This window comes from Kutzneria sp. 744 (genome assembly GCF_000568255.1).
Classification (GTDB): Bacteria; Actinomycetota; Actinomycetes; order Mycobacteriales; family Pseudonocardiaceae; genus Kutzneria.
Genome location: NZ_KK037166.1, coordinates 5,053,953 through 5,055,584, shown reverse-complemented (window position 1 = coordinate 5,055,584; position 1,632 = coordinate 5,053,953). Strand labels below are relative to the sequence as shown.

The window sequence follows — 1,632 nt, the reverse complement described above, 5'->3', positions numbered from 1 at the left end:
CCCGGCGCTGGTTTCCGCGGTCGGCGTCACCGCCGTCACCCTCGTCGGCTTCTCCGCCATGGCCGGGGTCGTCGGCGGCGAAGGCTTGGGCGACCTCGCCATCCGCTACGGCTACCAGCGCTACGACGATCGGGTCCTCTGGGCCACGGTGCTCGTGCTGGGCGCCCTCGCCATGCTCATCCAACTGCTGTTCGACGTGTCCTCGCGGTTGATCGACCGCCGTCGCCGCGTCACTGCCTGACATTCGAGGAACCACAGTCCCATGAAGCTCCGTGTTGCGCTCCTTGCTGCCCTCGTGACGGCCACCGCTGCCGCCTGCGGGACGGGCGGCGGCGCGGCCGCCGACCCGAACGCCCCGCTGATCGTCGGCGTCAGCCCGACTCCGCACGGCCAGATCCTGCAGTTCGTCGCCGACAAGCTGGCGCCGGCCAAGGGCCTCAAGATTCAGGTCAAGGAGTTCACCGACTACGTCACGCCGAACACCTCGCTGGTCGACAAGTCGCTGGACGCCAACTACTTCCAGCACCAGCCCTACCTCGCCGACTTCGAGCAGAGCCACGGCGTGCAGCTGTCCTGGGTGACGGCCGTGCACCTGGAGCCGCTCGGGCTGTACTCGAAGAAGGCGCACAAACCGGCCGACCTGCATGACGGCGCCAAGATCGGTGTGCCCAACGACACCAGCAACGAGGCGCGGGCGCTCAAGCTGCTGGCCGACAACGGCCTGCTCAAGCTCAAGCCCGGCACCGAGACGACCGCGACGCCGCGCGACGTGGCCGACAATCCGAAGCATCTTCAGTTCGTCGAGCTGGAGGCGGCCCAGCTGCCGCGCAGCCTTGAGGACACCGACGCCTCGATCGTCAACGGCAACTACGCGCTGTCGGCCGGCCTGGACACGAAGACCACGGTGCTGATCGAGAAGGCCCAGGGCAACCCGAACGCGAACGGTCTTGTCACGCGACCCGAACTCGCAGGTGACAAGCGCGTCAAGGAGTTGGCCGAGCTGCTCAACTCCCCGCAGGTCAAGGACTACATCGAGCAGACGTTCCACGGTTCGGTCCTGCCGGCGTTCTAGCCAGCACAGCAACAGCCCGTAGGCTGGACGGGTGCTAGCCGTCGTACCGACACCAGTGACCGTCCGGGCCCCGGCGAAGGTCAACCTGCATCTCTCCGTGGGTGACCTTCGTGCCGACGGCTACCACGACCTGACGACGCTGTTCCAGTCGTTGTCGCTGACCGATGAGGTCACCGTGGCCGTCTCCGACGAGTCCGGGCTCGAGGTGCGGGGCGAGGGCGCCGAGGACGTGCCCACCGACGCGTCCAACCTGGTCTGGAAGGCCGTGCGGGCGCTGGCCGCGCACGTCGGCCGGGACCCGGACGAGCCCAAGCTGCGGATCACCATCAACAAGGGCATCCCGGTGGCCGGCGGCATGGCCGGCGGCAGCGCCGACGCCGCCGCCACGCTGATCGCCCTGGCCCACCTGTGGCGACTGGAGATGGGCCGGGACGAGCTGTCCACCGTCGCCGCCGAGGTCGGCAGCGACGTGCCCTTCGTGCTCCAGGGCGGCGTCGCCCTGGGCACCGGGCGGGGCGAGCAGCTCGTGCCCGTGCTGTCCCGGCACACCTATCATTGGG

General features: G+C 69.1%; 2 protein-coding genes and 1 pseudogene. All 3 read left to right on the top strand.

What is annotated here, in order from left to right; all coding sequences use genetic code 11:
* A pseudogene (locus KUTG_RS63835) lies at positions 1-241 on the top strand (metal ABC transporter permease); the annotation flags it as partial.
* 21 nt (positions 242-262) lie between these two features.
* Entirely contained in the window at positions 263-1,072 is an 810-nt protein-coding gene (locus KUTG_RS22555) for a MetQ/NlpA family ABC transporter substrate-binding protein (RefSeq protein WP_043719343.1), read from the top strand.
* A gap of 31 nt (positions 1,073-1,103) precedes the next feature.
* Positions 1,104-1,632 (top strand): 4-(cytidine 5'-diphospho)-2-C-methyl-D-erythritol kinase (gene ispE / locus KUTG_RS22550; RefSeq protein ID WP_043719342.1); only part of this gene is annotated, 529 nt, incomplete at its 3' end.

What these genes read in the sequence shown, in the direction of transcription:
- KUTG_RS22555 (WP_043719343.1), top strand. Translation starts at nt 263, where the DNA reads ATGAAGCTCCGTGTTGCGCTCCTTGCTGCCCTCGTGACGGCCACCGCT.